The sequence below is a fragment of the Shewanella kaireitica genome, from assembly GCF_023284045.1.
Classification (GTDB): Bacteria; Pseudomonadota; Gammaproteobacteria; order Enterobacterales; family Shewanellaceae; genus Shewanella; species Shewanella kaireitica.
In genome coordinates this window covers 34,172-51,263 of record NZ_JAKIKQ010000010.1, presented here as the reverse complement: position 1 = coordinate 51,263, position 17,092 = coordinate 34,172, and the positions used below count along the sequence as shown (strand labels likewise).

Sequence of the window (17,092 nt, the reverse complement as noted above, 5' to 3'; positions counted from 1 at the left end):
ACGGTCTCAGTAAAACTGAGGCGTCCTGTATTTATTATTATTCTAATTGGAGCAACACCATAATCGCTTAGGGTTGACAGGTCAAAATCAATTTATGATTTGGCTGTAACGGTTATCGCAAACGATTTCATCTGCTTTTTTCAGTAGCAAAAAGCCTAGAGGAGCACTCTAGGCTTTTTTATTAAGCAAAATGAAGGTGAATGACCCTAGGCTTCACTAAGCGTTATGCCGCGCTAGGTGCAGTGCTTGCCGATTCCGCTGAGGTTTGTCTATGGTCCTGTGCTAAGAAGGTATAAACCGTAGGCAACACGAACAAGGTAAACAAAGTACCAATTGACATACCGACTGTAATCACCAAACCGATAGCGAAACGGCTTTGTGCACCTGCACCTACGGCGACTAGTAACGGTACTACACCAATAACCATTGCAGCGGTTGTCATTAGTACTGGTCTAAGTCTTACTGCAGCAGCTTTTACCGCGGCTTCACGTTTACTGTAACCGTTTTCAGCTTGCAGTTGGTTAGCAAACTCAACAATAAGAATACCGTGTTTACTAATCAATCCTATCAAAGTAACCAAGCCTACTTCGGTATAAATATTCAATGTATCAAGACCAAAGTAAAGCGGTAACATGGCGCCAAAAATTGACAATGGCACACTGGTTAACACAACTAGTGGGTCTCTAAAGCTTTCGAACTGTGCTGCCAATACTAAGTAAATAATGATAATCGCTAAAAAGAATGTCGCTACTAATGACGAACCTTCTTCTAAGAACTGACGTAACTGGCCAGATGCATCAGTGCTGTATGACTTTGGCAATATCTGCTCAGCTGCCTCGGCCATCACTGTATAAGCTTCACCAATACTCACGCCGGGCATCATTTTAGCTTCAATCATTGCGCTATTAAGCTGCTGAAATTGATCAACGGCTGATGGTTGAACGCTCTTAGTGATGGTAACCAGCGAGGCTAACGCTACCATTTGTCCATTTGCAGATTTTACGTAGTACTGCTTCAAATCTTTCGCAATACGACGGTCATCTTGTGGCACTTGAGTAATCACCTGATAGCTGCGCTCATTTAATGCAAAGTAGTTGACGAAGCCTTCACTTAAGTAACGTGATAACACTAAACCAATTTGCTGTGTGTCAACATTCATTAGGGCGGCTTTATCACGGTTAATACTGACTTCTACCTGTGGTTTGCTAAAGTCTAAGTCGTTCTGTACATAGAGAAACTTACCGCTTTTTATGGCGTAATCTTTCATTTTCTCGGCGTACTTGTATAGGTCTTCATAACTCCCTGTCGGTGTTTTTAAGATCATTTGGAACGGCAAACCTTGCGCAGTACCAGGTAAGTCTGGTGGTGAGAAAGTGTAAACTTGCACTCCAGGAACTGTACTAACATCCTTTTGGAATCGGTTCATGATGTCTTTAGCTGAAGCGTCTCGCTCACTCCAATCTTTTAGTACCGCAAGGCCAAAGAAAGTTTGGTCGTTCTGATAACCGTTGACCATCATATCCATATCTTTCTCTGGATAAGAGTTTACAATTTCGGTTAATGGCTGAGTAAAGTGATTAAGATAATCAGTATTCGCTGTTGTTGGACCCTTACCCATCATGATCATTACACCCTGATCTTCTTGTGGCGCAAGTTCTGAAGCGGTATGAGTAAACATAAATACCAACGCAACTAATATTGTGCCAGCGAAAGGCCATACTAATTTTCTGTTATCAACGACGACATTCAGCATACGGGTGTAGTACTGAGTGACGATTTCGATAATGCCGTCGATTTTCTTAACGAGCTTACCTTCAAGCGTCTTTTGTGACAGTACTTTTGAACACATCATAGGTGTCAGTGTCAGTGCTAGGAAACCAGAAATAAGTACGGCACCTACTAAGGTAAACGCAAACTCGGTAAATAATTTACCTGTTAGACCGCCCATAAAACCAATAGGGGCATAAACTGCAGCCAAAGTAATGGTCATCGCAAATACCGGGCCTGCTATTTCGCGGGCACTGATAATGGCAGCTTTTACCGGATCGGTTCCATCTTCTAAGTGGCGGAAGGTGTTTTCAACCACTACAATCGCATCATCGACGACCAGTGAAATAGCAAGCACCATTGCTAACAGGGTCAAAATGTTAATGCTGAAACCCATTGCAAGCATGAAAAACATAGAGCCAATTAGAGACAGTGGAATGGTCACTAATGGGATCATCATTGCGCGCATAGAACCTAAGAAGGCAAAAATAACAATAACAACAATAAGTGCAGCTTCTATCAGTGTCTTAGCCACTTCATCGATTGAAGTTTGAATATATTTGGTTGAGTCATAAACAACATTTGCTTCCATTCCCGCAGGTAAGCTATCGATAATACTTGGCAAAACCGTGTAAACATCAGCAGCCACGTTGAGCGGGTTAGAGTTTGATGTATTGCTTATTGCAGTCAGTACAGCGGGTTTTTCGTTGAAGTTAACCACAGAGTCATAAGTATTAGCACCGAGTTCAACTGTCGCGACATCTTGCATATGGATGAGGTGACCATCGCTTGCTTTAAGGGTGATATTTTTAAACTCGGCAACGGATGCTGCATCAGTGTGAGCATTAATATCAACTTCAATATATTGGTCTTTTACTTTACCTGCAGCACTTACTGCATTGTTGCCTTTGATAGCATTTTGCACATCAGATGCTGTGATCCCAAATGCTGCCATTTTAGTTGGGTTTAACCATATGCGCATTGCAAAGTCACGCTGGCCTAAAATGTCAGTTTTAGACACACCGCTAACTGTAGATATCGTTGGCTTAACCACACGGCTAATATAATCAGAGATCTGCTCCGTTGCTAAGGTGTCACTCGAAAATGACAGGTATAAGATCGGCGATTGCGATGTTGATTTCAAAATACTCGGATCTAATACACCAGCTGGTAAACGGTATTTAACCTGTTGCACGAGTGACAAAATTTCTGTCAGAGCTTTGTCTGACGGGTAATCTAACTTTAGATAGACAGTAATCAGTGACTTACCTAAGCTACTGTCTGATGTCATATAGTCGATACCGGCAGTCTGAGCGATTTGCGCCTGCAGTGGTTGAGTTACATAACCTTGTACACTTGATGCACTGGCACCAGGGTATTGTGTGGTGATGGTAATCACACCCGTTTCTAGCTCTGGGTATTGACGCACTTGCATCATGCCAAAAGCTTTAAGGCCTAACACCAACAGCATGAGACTTAGCACAGTTGCAAGTACTGGGCGTTTAATAAATAAGTCGGTAAAATTCATTGGATTATTTCTCACCTTTGTTGGTTGTAACTGATGCTGTGTGGGTAAATGGACGAGTGTTGTTTACCAATACCTGTGCGCCATCTTTTAAGCTCTGAGTATTCGAGGTGATTATCTGATCACCGGCTTTAAGTCCTGACGTAACACCGACTAGACCGTCTCTTTCTTCACCGGTCGTTACTGCGCGACGTTCTACGTTATATAGAAATAACTTGCTGTTATCCTTACTGGCGACTTTAGAATCTGCTTTTAGAACGTAAACAGAATCTCCATATAGCGAATAATTAACCGCAATATTAGGCACAGGAATAAGGGCTAACTTGTTAGCAGTATCAATCTTCGCTTCTACATACATACCTGAAATAAATGAGGCTTTGTTTGTTGTAGAGCTTTGGTCCACCTTGGCGCGAATATCCAGGTTATGCGACTGGCTATCAACAGAGGGTTGAATTGCTGTAATGTGGGCAATAAAACTTTGTCCTTTGTAAGTATCAGTTGTAAAAGTCACTGTTTGCGCTAAAGCGACATTGGCTAACTGTATCTCTGGGATAGAGAAGTCAATGTACTGCTCACTCAGGTTCTGTAATTCAACAACAGTGGTACCTGGTTGGATAAAGTCCCCCTTGTTAACCTTTCTTATGCCCACTTTTCCTGAAAAAGGTGCTTTTACCTGCATAAAGTCAATTTGAGTTTTAATATATTCAACGTCAGCTTGACTGGTTGCTAATGTTGCTGCAGCCGTATCAACAGAATCTTGTGATGTGCTGTGTGTTTTCAATAGCTTTAATTGGCGTTGATATTCAATTTGTGAAAGTTTTAAATTAGCCACGCTAGTTTTTTTATTAGCTTGGAGTAATCGGTCATCTAATTGAACGAGCATGCTACCCTGTTCCACAATATCACCAGACTTAAATGATATACTGCGAACCTGTCCTGATAGTTGCGGCGTAATATTAACTTGTTGATCAGCTGATATATGGCCAACTGCACTAATTGTTTCTTTCCAGTTGCTGTTATTAACAATAGTAGACGTTACCGCTGCTGGAGCTGGCTTATATGCTGTAAGTTTAGTTTTAATCATATTTTGCTTGAATGAGTTAAAACCAAATACAACTACAACAATAGTTACCATTGATGTTGCGGCGATGAGGGTAGCTTTCTTAGACATTATGTTCTCGCTTATATAAAGGTGTTTATAATGATTCTGTTCATTGTCAGAACTCATAACTTGGCGCTAGATTAATGGCATTGAAGAATAAAGAAATCAGTAAAAAATAACGGTTTCATAAAAGATATATTGACTCGGTTTTATGCTGTTTTTGTGAGTTGGATCTTGCTTTGTATATCTTGAACTTACTTGAGGTATACTTGGTTTTATCTGTTACATATCAATAGCTTGATATATAAAGTTGGTTTTTTTTATTTTTTCATTATGCTTCTTTGATGTATTAAAACGTTAGCCGCGTAGAATTGTCGCCAAGCTAACAACTGGTTAGTCACTTACTTTAACAGGAAACATTATGAGAAAAATCAACTCACGCACTTTTACATTAAAAAGTGCTGCATTACTATTAGTTGCTATAACTTCTTTGTCTGCTAATGCTGCAAGTATTGATAATGATAAAGGTGATATAAAGATTTTCAATAAAGAGATGAACCAACTTGAACAGGTTGAAATAAACGATAATATTTATGTCGCTACAGTATCTGACTCTTTTGACGATATTACTGAAGAGACTGAGTATATGTCCGAGTATACAACTATAAAAAGAATTACTGATAAAGAGGCTGTTGAATTAGGCTTGTATGAAACTAAGTCCTATTACATATACAGCATTAATGGATTGAAAGACTTGACTGATAATGTTGAAAAACATCTAGATACTAATCATCCTACATATTTTTCAACAACGCTGCTAAAAGGCGATAAATACTATCATGGTTTTAGTGAGTATATTGCCAAGGTCACTGAGTATAGCCTTTAATCGCCATCAAGGTATTCGCAGTATTCATACTTAAATTTCTGAATACTGCACCTATTTTATTTTGGAACCATTATGAAAAAATCAATTTTTATTTGCAGTGTTTTACTTATTGTCTTTAGTTCATCAAGTTTTGCTGGATGTCGCTGGGTTAATGGCAGCAGGTACTGTGGCAATAACAATACCGTTGTCGTTAATAATCATCGTCATGCTGTAGTCGTTGCGCCTAGCTATCATGCGAACCCTTGGGCTGCTTTTAGTGCCGTTGTAGGCGCTGCTATAGTCATTGATGCTGCAACTGGGCAGCCTAAAGTTGAGGGAAAAGAGTCTATTGTGGTTGAAACTAAACTGATAGAAGCTGGCAAAGTTGATGTGGTTGATAAAGGCAATGAAGTGGTTTTCATCAAAGGTATTGGTTAATCGGTAACGTTTAATAGTGAGCATGCAGGCTTTGCCCTAAGAAAAGTTTGAATGAACAATATTCCTGGGGCTTAGTTAGGTTGTTGATTTTTGCTCAAAACGGCCTAGTATAATCCTAAAGAGACAGGATGTTAGGGCATTAGATGCAAAAGCAAAGTTATAGGATAGATAATTGGTTTTTTGTACCCCATGAAAATAGGCTTGTTCTCGATGAGCAAGAGATCCTAATCGACAATCGTTTGTCCAACCTGCTACTTTTTCTTTGTGACAACCCTAGAACAACACTGAGTCGTGATGAAATCATCGACCATGTATGGAAAGGCTCTATCCTTACCGATCAAGTCATTACCCAAGCCATTTTCGAGCTTCGAAAAATACTTAAGACTAATAATCAACATTTACAAGGGTATATAATCACGGTTCCTAAGCGTGGCTATAAGCTTGATACTGACGTCGAGGTGATCAATGAAGATAAGCCTGCGCCAACAATCCAAAGCGCTACGCCTAAGATATTAGAGGTCAATACTGAGCAAAAGAGCAACGTTACGGCTAAGGAAAAAGTTCCCCCCAAGCAAATTAATGAAGATGAAAACCCCGATACTGCTGTAAAACCAGCAAAGAGTTTACGCTTTACTAGCTTACTGGCGATGGTCGGAGCTTTGATTGCTATGGTTGTTGTGGTGGTGTTTTTCAATCGTGCAGATATTGCCAAACAGCCATCAGTAGAAACGGTTGTTTATGGCGCTTTAGAGCCTAGATTTATTGAGGCATCGATTGATAATTCGCTTGATAACGCTTCTTTACAGAATGGAATTATTTTTAAGGTTATTGAATATCTTAAATATAATGTTAATTATCGAGTTTCCTTTAATCCAAAAGATCATTCGATAGCAGCCAAAAAGTTGTCTTTTATTGTCACTCGGGAAAACGGTATCGATTATGTGAATATTGAATACTTTAACAAAATATCTAATTACCAACATCTAGATAGAAAGTACCCTATCAGTGAAGAGCATTTAAAACACAGCATAAAGTTGATGATAGATGATGTGCTCGATGCTTTTAATATTGATATTGCCAAATCTGAAATAGATCTGGTTTTACGCGAAATGCCATCTGATCCAAAGGCATTAGCCTTGTCACTTGAGGTGATTGGTACTTTACATAGTTATGATAAGCAGTTTGATGCGATTGATTTATTGGCGAAAGCGTTAGAAATGGACCCTACAAGCCATTACCTGTTATCTATGAATTATACCTACAACATGGCAATAGCGTATTTAGGAAAGTCAAACTTATCAATTGATAGTATTAATGCGCTTAACAGTGATTTTGAGAAGGTTTTACCGTTGCTTACGGATTCACCCGAATCTTTTAAAGTCTACGAAGCGATGGCTCTATATGCATTATCTAAAGATCTGCCCATCGAAGCGGTGCAATACCTGAATCAAATCCCTCATACACACAATACAATTATGACGTTTATTTTGAGGGCTAAATTGGCAGAGTCCTTTGGTAACCCAGCATCGGCTGAGGAGTTCTACTATCAAGCCTTGCATGAATCAGGTACACCCAGAGTGTTGGATATTGCAGAAAGTCTGTTGTTTTATAGTGATTTGAGCAAAATGAGACTCAAGCTGCAAAGCCAGCTGGAGTCTGTTGTAGAAGATAAAAATTAATGACGAACTTGTTTAAAGTTAGAAAAAATAAAGGCCTAAGGTTTTCACCTTAGGCCTTTATTTTTATTGAACACAATGACTTAGAATTAGCCTCATTGCCTTGAGAGCTTTGACAAAATTGTCTTTGTGCTGTTTTCACAAAGTTGAGGCTTGTAAAAGTATTCTGTTAATTATTTCCGTGGCTAGCTGTAGGTGCGTTAAATTTAACTCCGCATTTATGTCAGATTAAACATTGACCTATAAGAAATTTGTGCGATGTTTAAAGGTAAGCGAATACCTAGAACCAATGCATTTAAGGACCGTATCGATTGATTGAACGAAAGATAAGTAAAGATAACAATTTTTACTATATGACCGCTGCGCTGGTGATCATGCTGCTGAGCGCTTCGCTAATTAAAAGTGTGGCAGCGGGGATGGTGGAGTCTATCCTTGAGGGGATCATTGCGGTGACCTTTTTAGTCTGTGTGGTGAGTTTAGGGGTTGATAAGAGCTGGAAGCGCTTTATGCAGATATTGATCGTCATTTGGATTGCTTTGGTTGTACTTAAAAAATTAGTGTTCATTCCCCACCTCAACTTAATGATGTTACTGCTAATGTTTGCTTTTTTTTGGGGCACATTTAGCTCTATTTGCAGGCAAATTTTGTTTTCTGGCTCAGTCGATAGTAACAAGGTGGTGGGTTCGATAGCGCTATTTCTATTACTTGGATTACAGTGGGCTTTAGTCTATTTGTTGATCTTAGCTTTTTCTCCAAGCGCATTTGGCGGAATAGACCAAGGGGCTTGGGGCCAAAACTTTTCACAGATGGCTTATTTTAGTTTTGTAACACTAACGACTTTGGGCTATGGCGATATTAGCCCTAATACGCCTTTTGCGCAGGTTGTTGTATATTTAGAAGCAATTGCAGGTGTGTTTTATATGGCAATTGTGGTTGCAAGTTTGGTGAGCGCTGGACTGGCTCAAAAAGTCTCAGAACAGGACCGTTAATATGGAAAATCCAATGCAGCACAGTCAAAGCAAGCTTTTTATAACCAATATGATGGAGTCAGCCATTCGTATTGGTTTGTTGTTTATTTTAATCGTTTGGACTTATGACATTATTAAGCCTTTCGTTATTCCCGTTTTATGGGGAGCGATTATTGCGGTGGCACTGATGCCCTTGACTCAAAAACTCGAGCGGACGTTGAAAGGACGGCGGGGACTCGCGGCGACTATTTTGGCATTGGGCAGTATTATTCTGCTCATTACGCCGTTTATATTAGTATCTAGCTCAATATTTGAGGGCGTTAGCCACACTATTGCGGTTTTGCAATCAGGTGAGATTAGAATCCCGGGGCCAACGCAAAAGATTGCAGATATCCCTTTGGTCGGCGATAAGCTGTTTGATGCCTGGGCACTTTTTTCAACCAATCTTGAAAAAGCAGTCATGCACTTTTTACCACAAATTAAATCAGCGGTAGGCACAATGGCTGGGGTTTTAGGCAGCGGTGTAGGTACATTAGTGATGTTCATCGTTTCGTTAGCAATAGCTGGTGGCTTTATGGCACATGCTGAGAAATCTGCTGCCGCAGTGGGCACTGTGGCTGTTAAAGTCGTTGGCAAGCATGGTGAAGAGTGGGCAACGTTAACAGCAGCGACAATTCGAAGTGTATTACTAGGTGTTGTCGGTGTAGCGTTTATCCAAGCTATATTAATAGGTTCTGCACTATTTACCTTTAGTATTCCTGCTGCCGGTTTATTTACCTTTATTGTGTTCATTTTGGGCATTGCGCAACTGCCACCGTTATTGGTCGTCTTACCATTGATATTTTATGTTTTCTCAACGCATGACTCTACGCCAGCGACAATATTTACCGTTTGGGTATTAATTGCCGGGGTCTCTGACAGCTTCTTAAAGCCAATGTTAATGGGACGCGGTGTTGATGTGCCTATGCCTGTTATTTTGATTGGTGCTATCGGCGGTATGATCACCGCAGGGATAATCGGCTTATTTCTAGGTGCTGTGGTTCTCGCTATTTGGTATGAGCTGTTTATTACTTGGCTTAAAAGCGAAGACGGTCGAGATAAAGAAGCCATAAGCATTGGTAGCTATGAAGCTAAGGGCGAAACGAAACCCTTAGTGAGTGCGCCAGCTCACAGCGGTGCTGACGAGTAGTCACCCAAAAAATGCATTAAAAAGCCCGTATGTAACGGGCTTTTTAATGACGGTTATATGATAACCGAAGTCATAACGTTACTTCTTGACCCACTTACCACTGGCTGTTTGAATGTATTGGCCTTTTTTGGTGCCCTTAATCGCTTTCTCTGCAGCTAATTTGGCGACATCATTCAGTGAAATATTGTTTTTCTTGGCTATTTTCTGATAGTGAGATTTACGCTTAGCGTTAACCGAACTGACCAGCGTCTTTGCCTCTGCTGAGGATTTAACCAGACCAAGATATCCATTAGTTTGCTCTCCGACTAACCCTTGTGCTTTAGCATCTTGTAGAGAAATAGCCAAGGCATTGAAGCTAAGTAGCAGCCCAGCAAACAGAACTAGTATTTTTGATTTCATTAATCGCTCCTTCTTATCCTTGGGTTAAAATAACTCATCATCGGCGAGAAGTTCGTCGAGTTCTTTGTCTACTTTAATCTTGATTTCATGCTCAATTTTTACATTGAGGTTTATCACGATAGGCTTATCCGGTGGCTCTATTTTGACCGTAGGGCTACAACCCATTAGGGCATATAGTGCAATGAGCATGCTCAGAGTTTTTTTCGGGATATTAAATATCTTCAATGACTTATCCTTACTTTGTGATAATGGCAGTGTATATAGAAGCCTAGAGTAAACAGGTTTAGCTATTTCGCCAATCAATTTATTACTGTTGTATAGAGTTTTCAATTTGGTTTTGTAAGTTGTCACCAATTTGTAGGCTTCTTAGAAGTTGCAGCATGTTCTCCTCTTGAGAATAGTTTAGATGAATTGGACGTTCGATGCCTTTGCTTCGACCTTTTACATTGACCTTAAGTATGGCATCACCGAGAGTGTCCATATCAAAACTACTTGAAAGTTGTGAATATTCTAAATGCTCCAACGCCGAAAAGGCGAATTCCAAGTAAGGCTGGCTCAAGCGCATTTGATCTACAGCAGGGTTACCTGAGACGGCAATCACCCCTCCTGGCGATCTCGCTGCTAATTGCCCGCCTTTAACCTCTGCTTTCCCATTTTCAATCGTAATGGGTAAAACGCCATCAAAGATCCCATCCGCGTAGATACCTACTTGTGGTTGGATTTCCAGTAGCTTTTCCAAGTTAATGTGCTGCAGGACGAAGTACGCAGAAGAGGGCTTTTTCAAACTTAATTTAAACTGTGGGATCAATAATTGCCCGTCAAGTAGATCGCCTTTGGCAGTCAGCCTCACAGAGGCTTGTTTAACGCCGAAAATTTCAGCTGGTAAGGCTAAATTATTGGCTTCATCAGTGGTTATATGAGGCGATGATAAACTTGAGTCAGTACTAAATGATAATGTGGCTTCTGCTGCAATGTCAGTGATTAACACACCTGGATTAAACGCCTGCAAAACCAGTTCTATATTGTCGCACTTAAAGTTACTACTGCTATTTTTATTCCGTGTCTGCTGCCATTGATAGTGACACTGAGTATTTATAGCGCCGCCTTCAAAGGGTAAGTTGGCAAAGCTACCTTCTATATTGGTAACATTTGGCTCAAATGTTAGTAAGAATTGCGTATCGTTATCGCGTTTAAGCTGATATTGCACATCAAGAGCAGTATTGCCATTAAGAATAATCGATTCTGGGAGTGACTCCGTCTGACTTAAAAAAGCGATAATAGGTTCAAATTCACTGTTAAATTGCCAATCTCCTTTGAGGTTAAAGCGATTAAACTGACTATGTCGAGGTGAATAAGAATGCTGGCTGGAAAGGTTTATATCATTAATCCACCAATCCTCCTGAGTGTAGAGTTCTGCCGATTTAAGCTGTATAGCTTGCGTCAAATTTACTTGCTCTAAGTGCAACAGTTTTTTATCTATCTTGCGTTTCTTTTTACCTGAGAGCACTACTGTAGACTTATCTAGTTCGACTTGAACTAGTGACCAATTGAGCCCATTTGACAGTGTTTGATGCAATAATTGGGTGGTAAAGGTTGGTGATTTAGAAGACGACATTGTCAATGTCGTAGGATTTTGTAGCGCCACGAGGGCTGAGGCTACTTCTAATTGATAATGAGTTTTCTGCGAATCACTATATTGCTGGGTCAGAAGACCATCCTCAAGCTTGTAGCGAATTTCAGGAATGATTAGTGTCGTTTTTCCCTGTTCTAAATGGTACTCGGCTGCAGTCACTAGTTCTAGTTCAGTTTTCTTTATGCTGGCGTTAACTCGAGGCATTACAGCATTTATGTTGTAAGCATTGTTAGACAGAGTGACTCCCTGAGTCAATTGCAATGCTTGAGGAGCAATATTGACACTGTAGCTTGGTTTTCCATCGGTAACTGCAGCGGTAAATATCCCCTGAAGTTCAATTGCGGCATTATCTATAGCGATGTCATAGGGCAGTGTCGTTAATGTTGGCCATAGGGAATTAAGCAGAATATTTTGCTGGTGGTTTGCCTGCACTTGCCAATTAAAGGCGACTTTAAAATCATTTTTTTGTTGGATATTTTGAGGGCTAACAGAGTAACTGAACTCTGATATATCCACATTTACAGCAAGTTTGCTCTGCAATAAATTAATCGACATGAGTTTGGTCGATATAGATTTGTCTTGCAGTTTATAGTTTATTGGCGTGTTAACCGCGATGCGCAGCTGTGGCGCGATGACGTTTGCTTGCTTATCTTCAATCGACATTACATTATAAAGATTGCTCAATGCCTTTTCGAAAGGCGCATCATTAAGACGGTGCAATATATCTGTTAGTTGCTGCTTAGAAGGCGCGGCAACTAACTCAAAAGGTTGAACGGTTAGCTGCAGATCCGCAATGTGTCCGTTTAAAGCAAAAACCAACGATTGAGTTGAATCACTATTTGTTGCTTGTAAGTTGAGCGGTTTTGGTTGGTTATTTACCAGAGATGCTCTAATTGGCAAAGTAGAAGGTGCTAAAGTGAGATCTGCAAGGCTTTTTAGCTCAACACTAAATTGGTTCAACTGATGTGTAGATTGTAATTGTCCTGATTTTAAGGCCAGACTCATGGTTGAATCTAAACGTCCACTGAGGTTAATCTGCTGTGAGTGCAACATCTCTTGAAGTTGATATAAAGGACCTAGCAAACTGCTGGTGTGTTTGTCATTTTCAGTCACTATATCGCTATTTATTGGGAACAGCTGAGACTCTGCTGTGTAGATATTTGCCGTTAAAGCTTGTAATTCGTCAAAATTTATTTGGGTTTTAGCTTGCCAGAGGTTTGACGAAAGTTGCGCATCTAAACTAAATACTGAAGCATTGTTATGAGCAATTTGGCTGTTAAAACGGCCACTTTTATCAAGTGTTAGATTCGCCAATGACATGGTTAGCCTTTCGGCTGCAATTCCTTTTAGTGTGAACCGGGTTTGATCTATTTCAATCTCAGGTAATGCTGCAAAATCGAGTGCTATTGTCGGGTTTGACGTATCACTATTAGCCGTTGATTGGCGCAATATATTAGGGCTTAGTTGCACGTCAACATTTTTGGCCGACAAGGATTGCAGATCATCAATACCCAAATCTAATAGCTTTGCTTCTGGTAAAAGGGTTATCTCTAGTTCAGTTATTTTAACGTCGCTGTCATTAACAGTTAATGATACTTGTGGCACCAGCAAATGAGTCAAGGAAAGTGGTTTAACACTGAGTTGTTTAAGCTCTATTTGATAGGGTTGCAAAAAATGATTTGCCAACGAAAGCGTTAACCGTTGGTAATTGAAGCTAATGTAAAGCGCCGAGATGATAAGTACGCACAACATCATACCAAAGAAAATCAGTAACAAGCGTCGAGCTTTATAGCTAAATTTTTTTGTAGCGGCCTGCACTTATAGCACTCTCTTACGTTGATTTAATTTGAATTGTTAAATGGTATGTGTCTTTGGTTTATAGGGCAGATTCTAGCACCTTATCTAAAGCTCTGAACAGTTTATCAATGACTTAAGCGGCTATTTATTGAAATGACAGCCGTTGTCTTTAGAACTATTCTGACTTGTTAGCTGCGTTATGGCTTGATAGATAACCTGAATTTAGCGTCTTCAAAGGTAGCGATATAGAGTCTTGGGCTTGTGCTAGCAGACGTAATACCAATTGCATTAAGTATTTGACCAGTTCAGAGCCCCTCAGCCTTTTCAATTCAAAGCGCATTGGTAAAGAAATGGTTATTCCCTTTTAAGCCAATGCAAAGCAGAAGTGGAAAGACTGAGGGGCTCACGTAGTGCGGCTGAGGTTAAACAAATTGGCAAAACGCTGTATGCTTCGCTATGGGATTTGGATATACGACTAAATGGATTTAGAAGGTAGAGCGAAGCAGGATGCCAGAGCCGAGAATAACTATTAGCTCAAGCCCCAATACTTGCCTACAGCGTTTTGAATTCCCGCTGAATGGTCAAACTTTTAATGCAATTGGTATAATAGATCTTGCGTTTTAGCTAATTGTAGGTGGACTGACACAATTTAAGGGTGATAGATACGCTAATGATAGCTGGTATATTAAATGCGATAGCCGCGATATTACATCTCGGATGTATATACTTTGGTACGGCTGGTATCGCTTTTTCGGTGCGGGTGGACAGATGGTTGTGATGGCAGAGAAGGGAAGTCTTCAGCCAATAATTATCAATCGCCCCTAATGATATCGACATCGATGAGCCTAATTGCTTTCGATGTCGCTACTCGTATTTATTACTTCCAGCGAATATGCGTTGTTAATGTATGGCTTCCTCTTGGCGCAAGTGTCACTTGGTCTTCAAGCACATTCGCAGCTTCAAGGCAGACCATAGACAAGTAATCATCATCATTAAAACGCGATAATCGTTGTGATTTATCTATCCAAGGGTTCCATAATACCGCGCTATGACTATTCTCGCGGCTGACCTCTATAATCCCTTTAGTGGTATGAAGTAGTTGTACAGGACTAAGGTTGGTATAAACTCTGTCTGTTTCACGGTTAAAATCAACGTCATCTTGAGGTTGATTAAAAGGACCTTTGCCAAATTCGATGTACTTTGAACCTGAAAATCCAGTTGCCGTTAATTGATGGATATCTTCAACAGGGAAATAGCTATGCAGCGCTTGGGTCAAGCTGACTTCGTAATCACCATGGTTAGTATTTGTTAGACTCACTGACAAGGTTTCGCTAAGGCGAAATAGCAACTCAACACTGGTATCGTGGGGCCAGTATTGCCTATCAGAGTCAGAAATAGGTAGGGTAAACTTTACTTCGACAGCATCATCTAGCATTTTTACTGAGTCGAGTGTCCATATACTGGTTCGAGCAAATCCGTGCTGAGGAAACCCTGGATTAGGGCTCATACCAAACCATGGCCAACATACTGGTACTCCGCCGCGAATACCACTTCCAACTTGATAATCATCGGCACTTGAAACCCATAACAGAGGTTCTTTTCCTACTGGTTCAAAGTAGTCAATTTGCGCACCCTGTAGAAAAATTCTAGCCTTACATTGAGCTGTGTTTATTTCAACATATTCAAGACCATTGGTGTGCTTTTTAGTGGTGACCGAACCCATTGGGAGATGTCCTCTCTGAGTGTAAACGCGATAGTTAGATTTAGCTTACCCCGTTTTGGAGGGTTAAATAAGGGCTATTTAGAATGATTTTGCGGTAACGCTGTTCTGAAGGATAAACAAAGCCAAAATAATGCTGAGTTTTTGCCCAAATTTGGTTAAGGTGGTCAGAGCACTGACCACAAATAAAACAATTAAAGGGATGACGCATGCCAATTTATCAAGCTCCGTTACGTGATTATCAGTTTGTACTTAATGAACTGCTCGATATTTATAACCAAGATAATTTAGCTGGATTTAATGAGTTCGACCCTGAACTTATCGATGCGGTATTGCAAGGAGTTGCGGACTTTACCACTGATATTATGCTGCCATTGAATGGCTCTGGCGATGTTGAAGGGTGTAAGTTAATTGATGGGAAAGTGATTACGCCTAAAGGATTTATTGATGCCTATCAACAGTATGTTGATAACGGCTGGGCGACATTAACTTGTGATCCTGAATTTGGCGGTCAAGGATTGCCAGAAGTTGTTGGGATCTTTGCCACCGAGATGAAAACGGCGACAAACATGGCTTTTGCTATGTATCCAGGTCTGACTCATGGTGCTTACGCTGCTATTCATGTGCATGGTAGCGATAAATTGAAACAAAAGTACCTAGAAAAGTTGGTGAGTGGGGAGTGGACCGGAACCATGAACCTTACCGAATCTCATGCGGGCACCGATCTTGCGCTGTTGCGTACCAAAGCCATTCCTGCCGGTCAGGACACGTTTGCTATTACTGGCGAAAAGATATTTATCTCATCGGGAGACCATGACTTAACTGACAACATCATACATTTAGTATTAGCAAGGCTACCTGATGCTCCAAAAGGTGTAAAAGGGATCTCTCTGTTTGCTGTGCCTAAAGTGATGGTGAATGAAGATGGAAGTTTAGGTGAACTCAACAGCCTTTGTGCTGCAAGTTTAGAACATAAAATGGGGATCCACGGTAACTCGACTTGCGTAATGAATTTTGATGGCGCGATTGGTGAGCTTGTTGGTGCACCGCATCAAGGTCTTCGGGCAATGTTTACCATGATGAACCAAGCGAGATTGGGAGTGGGAATTCAAGGGCTAGGTGTGTCTGATATCGCTTATCAAAATGCTTTGGCTTACGCTAAGGACCGTATTCAAGGTCGAGCGTTAAGTGGTGCTAAAAATGCCGAGTTAGCTGCCGATCCTATTTTGGTCCATGGCGACGTTCGCCGTATGTTGTTGTCACAAAAATCTTTTAATGAAGGTGCTAGAGCGCTAATGGGACAGCAAGCGCTTTGGCTTGATGAAGCAGAGCGGCATAACGACCCACTGCAACAGAAGAGGGCGGCTCAACTTGCAGCGTTATTTACGCCAATTGTAAAAGGGTTCGTAACTGACCAAGGTTTTAAGGCCTGTGTTGATGCACAGCAAGTATTTGGTGGGCACGGTTATATTCATGAGTGGGGCATGGAGCAATTTGTTAGAGACATCCGAATTTCGATGATTTATGAAGGCACTAATGGTGTGCAGGCATTGGATTTAGTTGGCCGGAAAGTAATGGCTGACAAAGGTGCTGCGTTAAAGCTGTGGTCTGAGGAAGTCAAAACCTTTATCCAAATGAATCATGCCAATGAAGCGATGAAACCTTTTGTTTCCGCTTTAATCGGTGCGGCAAATGATCTTGAAAAGGCAACGGGTTTGATAGCGACTGAAGCTGCTCAAAAGCCTGATACTATTGGTGCTGCTTCATTTGCTTATATGCAGCTTTTGGGTATTACTGCTTTAACTTGGATGTGGGCAAGAGTGGCTAACAAAGCGTTAGTAGCTATCGATTCTGGCGCAGAAGATGTCAATTTTTATCAAAACAAATTAAAAACAGCGGGGTTTTATATCGCCTACTGGACACCACAAGCACGTGGCTTAGTTAAACAAATAGACTCGGCCAGTCAGATTATTTGTGATTTTGACAGCGCTGATTTTTAATCGTTAATACCAA

The 17,092-nt window shown here is 40.7% G+C and carries 12 protein-coding genes; 6 read left to right on the top strand and 6 right to left on the bottom strand.

Annotated elements, in window-relative coordinates:
* Positions 1–223: 223 nt before the first annotated feature.
* Positions 224–3,295 carry an efflux RND transporter permease subunit gene (locus L2730_RS13255; RefSeq protein ID WP_248975029.1) on the bottom strand — a complete coding sequence of 1,024 codons (3,072 nt, stop codon included), beginning with the start codon at positions 3,293–3,295 and terminating at the stop codon, positions 224–226.
* Between the two features lie 4 nt (positions 3,296–3,299).
* On the bottom strand, positions 3,300–4,463 hold the full coding sequence (locus tag L2730_RS13250) for an efflux RND transporter periplasmic adaptor subunit (protein WP_248975028.1): 1,164 nt from the start codon (positions 4,461–4,463) through the stop codon (positions 3,300–3,302).
* A gap of 352 nt (positions 4,464–4,815) precedes the next feature.
* Between L2730_RS13250 and L2730_RS13245 the strand changes: the two genes are divergently transcribed.
* The 5 genes from L2730_RS13245 to L2730_RS13225 all read left to right on the top strand — a co-directional run bounded on the left by L2730_RS13245 (position 4,816) and on the right by L2730_RS13225 (position 9,530).
* Positions 4,816–5,280 (top strand): hypothetical protein, encoded by a 465-nt coding sequence (locus L2730_RS13245; RefSeq protein ID WP_248975027.1) that lies wholly within the window; start codon positions 4,816–4,818, stop codon positions 5,278–5,280.
* 72 nt (positions 5,281–5,352) lie between these two features.
* The gene (locus tag L2730_RS13240; protein ID WP_248975026.1) at positions 5,353–5,697 is read left to right on the top strand and encodes a hypothetical protein; all 345 of its coding nucleotides are present in this window, start codon (positions 5,353–5,355) and stop codon (positions 5,695–5,697) included.
* Between the two features lie 143 nt (positions 5,698–5,840).
* Positions 5,841–7,376 carry a winged helix-turn-helix domain-containing protein gene (locus tag L2730_RS13235; protein WP_248975025.1) on the top strand — a complete coding sequence of 512 codons (1,536 nt, stop codon included), beginning with the start codon at positions 5,841–5,843 and terminating at the stop codon, positions 7,374–7,376.
* Positions 7,377–7,684: 308 nt separating this feature from the next.
* Positions 7,685–8,362: a potassium channel family protein gene (locus L2730_RS13230; protein ID WP_248975024.1), complete on the top strand. Its 678-nt coding sequence runs from the start codon at positions 7,685–7,687 to the stop codon at positions 8,360–8,362.
* Position 8,363: 1 nt separating this feature from the next.
* On the top strand, positions 8,364–9,530 hold the full coding sequence (locus L2730_RS13225) for an AI-2E family transporter (protein WP_248975023.1): 1,167 nt from the start codon (positions 8,364–8,366) through the stop codon (positions 9,528–9,530).
* Positions 9,531–9,608: 78 nt separating this feature from the next.
* Here L2730_RS13225 and L2730_RS13220 read toward each other — a convergent pair whose 3' ends face one another.
* The 4 genes from L2730_RS13220 to L2730_RS13205 all read right to left on the bottom strand — a co-directional run bounded on the left by L2730_RS13220 (position 9,609) and on the right by L2730_RS13205 (position 15,082).
* On the bottom strand, positions 9,609–9,929 hold the full coding sequence (locus L2730_RS13220; protein WP_248975022.1) for a YdbL family probable chaperone protein: 321 nt from the start codon (positions 9,927–9,929) through the stop codon (positions 9,609–9,611).
* A 24-nt stretch (positions 9,930–9,953) separates the two neighbouring features.
* Entirely contained in the window at positions 9,954–10,118 is a 165-nt protein-coding gene (locus L2730_RS13215; RefSeq protein WP_248975109.1) for a YnbE family lipoprotein, read from the bottom strand.
* A gap of 118 nt (positions 10,119–10,236) precedes the next feature.
* On the bottom strand, positions 10,237–13,380 hold the full coding sequence (locus tag L2730_RS22055; protein ID WP_248975021.1) for an intermembrane phospholipid transport YdbH family protein: 3,144 nt from the start codon (positions 13,378–13,380) through the stop codon (positions 10,237–10,239).
* An 856-nt stretch (positions 13,381–14,236) separates the two neighbouring features.
* Complete coding sequence (locus L2730_RS13205; RefSeq protein WP_248975020.1) at positions 14,237–15,082, bottom strand: D-hexose-6-phosphate mutarotase; 846 nt, start codon at positions 15,080–15,082, stop codon at positions 14,237–14,239.
* A 206-nt stretch (positions 15,083–15,288) separates the two neighbouring features.
* Between L2730_RS13205 and L2730_RS13200 the strand changes: the two genes are divergently transcribed.
* Positions 15,289–17,079, top strand: a complete 1,791-nt coding sequence (locus tag L2730_RS13200; protein ID WP_248975019.1) for an acyl-CoA dehydrogenase C-terminal domain-containing protein — start codon at positions 15,289–15,291, stop codon at positions 17,077–17,079.
* Positions 17,080–17,092 lie beyond the last annotated feature (13 nt).